Origin of the sequence: Arenimonas sp. (assembly GCF_035312645.1) — a bacterium.
GTDB lineage: Bacteria > Pseudomonadota > Gammaproteobacteria > Xanthomonadales > Xanthomonadaceae > Arenimonas.
On sequence record NZ_DATGBO010000012.1, the window covers coordinates 1 to 6,276 of the forward strand.

General features: G+C 62.3%; 4 protein-coding genes. 1 reads left to right on the forward strand and 3 read right to left on the reverse strand.

The window, feature by feature from the left end:
• Window positions 1-450, forward strand: a 450-nt coding sequence (locus tag VKM35_RS01025) for a DMT family transporter (RefSeq protein ID WP_324317433.1), incomplete at its 5' end; no start/stop codon positions are given.
• A 616-nt stretch (window positions 451-1,066) separates the two neighbouring features.
• On the opposite strand, the gene VKM35_RS01030 is transcribed toward VKM35_RS01025, so the two are convergent.
• From VKM35_RS01030 to VKM35_RS01040, 3 genes are all read right to left on the reverse strand, one after another.
• Entirely contained in the window at window positions 1,067-3,622 is a 2,556-nt protein-coding gene (locus VKM35_RS01030; RefSeq protein WP_324317435.1) for an efflux RND transporter permease subunit, read from the reverse strand.
• A 10-nt stretch (window positions 3,623-3,632) separates the two neighbouring features.
• Window positions 3,633-4,769: a WD40/YVTN/BNR-like repeat-containing protein gene (locus VKM35_RS01035; RefSeq protein WP_324317437.1), complete on the reverse strand. Its 1,137-nt coding sequence runs from the start codon at window positions 4,767-4,769 to the stop codon at window positions 3,633-3,635.
• Between the two features lie 81 nt (window positions 4,770-4,850).
• On the reverse strand, window positions 4,851-6,215 hold the full coding sequence (locus VKM35_RS01040) for a DUF1329 domain-containing protein (RefSeq protein WP_324317439.1): 1,365 nt from the start codon (window positions 6,213-6,215) through the stop codon (window positions 4,851-4,853).
• Window positions 6,216-6,276: the final 61 nt, after the last annotated feature.

Consider the following 6,276-nt stretch of genomic DNA (forward strand, 5'->3'; position numbering starts at 1 on the left):
ATGCTGGTGTCGGCGTTCTTTCTTGGTCTGGGCACGGTCTTCCTGCGCGGCCTCAAGGGCATGAGCGCGGTAAATCAGCAGGGCTGGGCGGCGATGATCGGCGTCGGGCCGTTGCTGCTCTGGAGCTTGCTCGTCGAACCCAATGCGCTGGCCGCCGCAAGCCACGCAAGCTGGGTGGCCTGGGCCGGTGTCGCCTACGCGGCGGTCATCGCCTCGCTGGTCGGGCACGGCATTTACTACGTATTGATGCAGAGACACCCGGTCGCGCAGGTCACGCCGTATCTGTTGGCGACGCCGCTGCTGGCGACACTGCTCGGCATCATCTTCCTGCACGACCAAGTCGGCCCGCGCCTGTGGCTGGGTGGCGCGATGGTACTCGGCGGCGTGCTGATCATCGGGCTGCGTAATCTTGCGAAATCGCGCGAGATTGTTTCCGCGAGCAGAATCTGACGCCGGACATTCGTAGGAGCGACGTCAGCCGCAACCACTTCCTCGGCTGCGTTGACAGAAAATCTCTTCGCCTCACCCACGCTCTCGAAATCCACGGTCCGACTGATGCCGGTTCGGTCAGCACATCCTGTGCTGACTCACCGTCGCCGGCCGTCCCTGGCCGGCTCACAGTCTCCCCATGAATTTCGAGAGCGCTCTGTCAATTCGACCCGTTTGTCTGGAAGCTGTCGCCCTGGATTGGATGGTGCGGCAACGACATTGACTCTATCGAGCGGAACAAGATTCGCTCTTTAAGACAATCCGACGTTATTTCAGAGCGACATCGTGGTCGACGGAGTGTGTCCGTGAGCAGGCCAGGGATGGCCTGCGACGGTGAGTCGGCACAGGATGTGTCGACCGAACCGGCACGGATTCCCCGTCGGCCGCGGTGTCGCGGGTGCGAGGACGAAGTGGTTTTCGAAGGTCCATCTCGGCAAGCGGATAAGCTTGGGCGGACACCGCTTCCAGGTAGGTATGGTCGCCGGCAAGCTGGCTCCTACGATTGGCGATTTTCGAGGCAAGAAAAAACGGGCCGAAGCCCGTTTTTCTTTTTCTGATTTGCCGGATCGGGAACAGGTCAGACCTGCTCTTTTCCGTCCAACGACACATGCGGCGTCCAATCGTCCTTCTCGCCGGGACGCAGGATCCAGCGGCATAGCGCTGGCAGGAAGATGATCGCGGCGAGCATGTTCACCACGAACATGAAGGTGAGCATGATGCCCATGTCGGCCTGGAACTTGAGGTCGGAGAACATCCACATCGCCACACCCACTGCCAGCGTCAGCGCGGTGTAGAAGATCGCGATGCCGGTGGTCTTGAGTGCGATGAAGTAGGACTCGCTCAGCGTCTTGCCGGAATTCATCGCCTCGCGCATGCGCGCGAAAATGTAGATGCCGTAGTCGACACCGATGCCGACGCCGAGTGCGACCACACACAGCGTGTTGATCTTCATGCCGATGCCCAGCTGCACCATCAGCGAGTGGCCAAGCTCGGTCACCAGTACCAGCGGCAGCAGGATGCACAGCGCCGCACGCGGGCTGCGGAAGCTGATCAGGCACATCACGAACACGGCACCGTAGAGCAGATAGAGGATGAAATGCTCTTTCTCGCGCACGGTGTCGTTGATCGCCGCCATCACGCCGACGTTACCGGTGGCCAGGCGCAGATTGACCTGATCGCTATGGAAGCTCGGGTCGGCGTCGGTCTTGGCCTTGAGCTGCTTCTGCAGGTTCACGCCTGGCGTATAGACGCCGTTCTCGCTGCGGAATTTCTTTACCGCTGCGACCACGCGGTCGATCGTCGTCGCCTGGTGGTCGGAAGTGAAAATGGTCACCGGGATCGCGCTGCAGTCGGCATTGAGCAGGCCCGAATCGGTCTCGAAACTTTGCGTCGCCTGGCGCAGCGTATCGGGATCGCGCGGCAACACGCGCCAGCGGATCGAACCGTCGTTCCAGCCGGCGTTGACGATCTTCGCCGCCATCGGAAGCGTCAGCACCTGCTCGACACCCTTGACGTTCTGCATGTGCCAGGCAAAACGATCGATCGTTTCCATCGCCTTGTAGCTGCCCGTGCAGGCGCCCGGCGCGGCTTCGGCGATGACGCTGAGGATGTCGACACCGAGCGCGAACTTGCTGCTGATCACGCCGGCATCGATGTTGTAGCGCGCGTCGGCTTTCAATTCCGCCACGCCTTTCTGGGCGTCGCCGACCATCACGCGATTGCCGTACTGCCAGGCGAAGAACCAGATCACCGCACCGACGACGATCACGCCCATCGCCGCCGACGGACGGCTGAGCTTGGACAGCGCCAGCCAGATCTTGTCGAACTGAGTGAGTTGGCGCAGGCGGAACGCGCGCTTGCGATCGAGGTTGCGCAACTTGGTGTAGCTCAGCAGCACCGGCAGCAGGATCAGGTCGGTGAGAATGGTGATCGCGACGCCGACGGTGGCGGTGATCGCGAGCTCCTTGATCATCTGGATCGGGATGAACCAGATCGCACCGAAACCGATGCAACCGGCCAGCAAGGCCACGGTGCCGGGCACCAGCAGCATACGGAAGGACAGGCGCGCGGCTTCCAGCGGCGGCACGGCGAACTTGGCGCGTTCGCGCAATTCCTCGACGCTGCCCTCTTCAAGACCGCCGAAGAAGATTTCGCCGCGGAAGCGGTTGATCATCTGCTCGCCGTGACTGACCGCGATCGCGAATATCAGGAAGGGCGTGAGCATGTTCATCGGATCGATGCCGAAGCCCATGAGCTTGAGCGCACCGAGCATCCACACTACCGAGATCAGCGCCGACAGCACGGTGAGGCTGGCGAGCTTGGCCGACGAGGAATACAAGAACAGCAGCAGCCAGGTGAAAGCGATGGTGATCGCGAAGAACTTGATCACCGACTGCGCGCCATCGGTGATGTCGCCGACCATCTTGGCGAAACCGATGATGTGCACGCAGACGCCTTTCGCACCCGCAACCGGCTTGCCCTGCTCGGCGAGGCGGCAGGACGGCGAATCGGTTTCGTATTTCGCGCGGATCGCCTCGAGCTGGTGGCCGATCTCCTGGTAGTTGAGCGGCTTCGGGCCGGCGTTTTCCGGAATCAGGTCAGCCCAGATCATCGCGCCGGAATAATCCTTGGCGACGAAACGGCCGACGATGTTGGCCTTGACGATGTTGGCGCGGATCGTGTCGAACTGATCGGGGCGCGCGACGAAACCGGCGGTGTTCGGCGAGAAATCCTGCGGAATCACGTTGCCGCCGGCGAGGCCGTCCTCGACCACCTCGATGAAGCGGACGTTGGGCGTGAACAGCGAACGCACGCGTGCGTCGTCGGTGGCATCGAGATTGATCACGTCGTTGGTGACGTGTTCGAGCGTGGCCATGTAGCTCTGGCTGAAGATGTTGCCGTCCTTGGCCATCACTGCAACCAGGACGCGGTTGGCGCCGCCGAAGTCCTGTTCGTAGTCCAGGAACGTCTTCATGTACTCGTGCTGCAGCGGGATCTGCTTCTTGAAGCCGGCGTCGATTTTCAGCTGCGAGGCCATGAAGGCCATCAGCACGGTGACGACCGCGAAGGTGATCAGCACCGCGGGCCGTGCGCCAAAAACGATTCTTTCTGCGAAGCGACTGAAAGCGCTCATTGGAACTCCATCACTTCGGAAGGTAGAGATCGGCACCCTTGTCGCCGATCAGCACGTATTGGCCGCTGCCGGTCGCTTGCACGCCTGACAACACCGGAATGTCGCCAGCCTGATTGGAGAAGGTGCTGGCGACGAAGGGCGAGCTACCGTCCTTGCGCGTGAGCACCGTGCCGTTGGCACCGACCAGGATCGCACCGCCGTTGGCCAGCGCCTGGCCGCCAAGCAACGAGGTCTTGCCACCGGTTTCGACCTTGCTCCAGGTATTGCCGAGATCGTTGGATTCGTAGACGTTGCCGCGCAGGCCGAAGGCGAGGATGTGGTCGCCGCCGTCCGGCCAGGACAACACGCCGAACATCGAACCCTGGTACGGGAATTTCGCTTTCGCCCAGGTCTCACCGGCATCGGTCGAGCGCAGGAAGGTGCCGCGTTCGCCGACAATCACCATCGCACCGGAAGCGGTACGCGCGATCGCATTGAAATGCGGATCGGCCTCGTCGCCGAGTGCGAGCTGGTCGCTGCTCATCGTCCAGTCGTCGCCCTTGGGCGCGCCGGCCTTGGCGGCAGGCGCAGCAGCGAAGGCAACTTTTTTCGGCGTCCAGGTAGCGCCAGCGTCGTGGGTGACCAGCATCAGGCTGTAGGCGCCGACGGCGTAACCGTCCTTGGCGCTGGTGAACAACAGATCGAGAATGGGCGCACCGTTGGTGACTTCCTTGCTGTCGGCCGACCACGGCGCGACACGCTGCCGGTTCCAGGTCTGGCCACCATCGGAGGAATGCACGATCACGCCATCGTGGCCGGCGGCCCAGAGTTCGCCGTCGGCGGTGGCGATCGCGGTGAGTGCGGAGCGCGTTGGCAGATTAAGTTGCGTCCAGGTCTTGCCATCGCTGGAAGTAAGCGCGTTGCCGCGCTCGCCAACCGCGAACAGGCCGGAAGTGGTCTGCACGATGTCGAGCAGCAGCGAACGACTGGCGCGCGGCTCGATCTCGGCGGGAAGAACCGCGGGATCGTCCTTGGCAATCGCGGGATCAGCCGCGGGTGTGGCAGGCGCGGCCGGACCAGCGGGCGGCGACTGCGCAAAAATCGGTAGGGTCAGTGCGACCAGCAAGGCGCCAGCGAGGCGCGTGCTGCGAAGACGAATTGGGGACATCGAATCCTCTCCTGGGGGCATCGGCACGCACGAGGCCCGGAAAGCAGCCGCGCCCTGATGGGCGCGGCTGGTGTGGCTTGATTAACGAACGCCGCTGTCGCGGAGATTCTGTGGCGAGTAGTCGGCCGGTGTGCTCTGGAAGCTGAAGTCGCGCGGCTTGTCCTGGTTGTCCAGCAGGCCGGAAATGTAACGGCCGGACTTGAGGTCGTAATGCGACTCGAGCGTGGTCCACAGCGTCGGGACTTCGTAGTAGTTGATCGGCAGGGCTTCCGAATAACGCCACAGCTTGCCCTGGCCATCGTAGTGATCAACCATCACGATCTGCCAGCTGTCTTCGTCGAGATAGAAAGTACGACGGCTGTTGATGTGACGCTCGCCGGGCTTGAGCTTGGCATCCACCACCCACACGCGATGCAGCTCGTAGCGGATGTAGTCCGGATTGATGTGACCGGGCTTGACCAGATCGGCGACCTTGGTATTGCTGCTGTCGGCCTTGTAGTCGTTGTACGGAATCAGCATTTCCTTCTTGCCGACCAAGGTCCAGTTGAAGCGGTCCATCGCGCCGTTGAACATGTCGGTCATGTCATTGGTGCGCAGGCCGTCGGACGCGGTACCCGGGTTGTCGTAGGCCACATTCGGCGCACGACGCACGCGGCGCTGACCGGGGTTGTAGACCCAGGCCTGACGCGGCGCGGCTTTGGCGTTCAGCGTTTCATGGACCAGCAGCACGCCACCGGCCAGACGCGCCGGAGCCAGCACGTCCTGCTTGTAGTACAGCAAGGTGTTGTTGATCGACTCGGAGGTGTTGCCCGGCTTGTAGTACAGACCGAGGATTTCTTCCTGCAGACGAACCAGCGTGAACGCGCCGCTGGCGGTAGGCGCCGCCTGGTTGGAATAGCTGCGCACCGACAGGCCCTTGTACTTGAGCTTGTGGTTCCAGATCGCCTCGTAGGCATTGTTCGGAATCGGGAACGGGAAGCCTTCCGCGCAACCCTGGATGCCTTCGCCGTCGGCAACGAGCTTGCAGGCCGTGGCGTTCTTCTTGGTGAAGTCGTACGTGCGCTGCGGGAACGACGCGCTGCGGCGGGTCGGATACACGTCCATGCGGAAGGTCTTGTAGCGCTGGAACATCGCCTTCTGACCTTCCGAAAGCTGGTCGGCGTACTGCGTGTAGTTCGCCGGCGTCACCTGGAACTTGATCTTGTCGGCCGCATACGGATCGATATGCGACTGGCCGATCTTGTAACCGGCGGGAGCGCGGGTGATGCCGCCATCCCACGCGGGGATCGTGCCGGCAGCGTTGCCGGCCTTCTCCGAACCCATCGGCGTCAACTTGCCGCCCAACTGGGCGGCCTTGTCGGCGCTGACATTGGCCTGGGCCATGCCGGCCACCAGAACGGTAGCGCCGACAATCGTTGTCAGCGCGGTTTTCTTGATCAATTTCATCGTCTGCCCTCCCTGGTGGCTCAGAACGAATACTTGACGGTGAAGGAAGCGAAATCGCGGT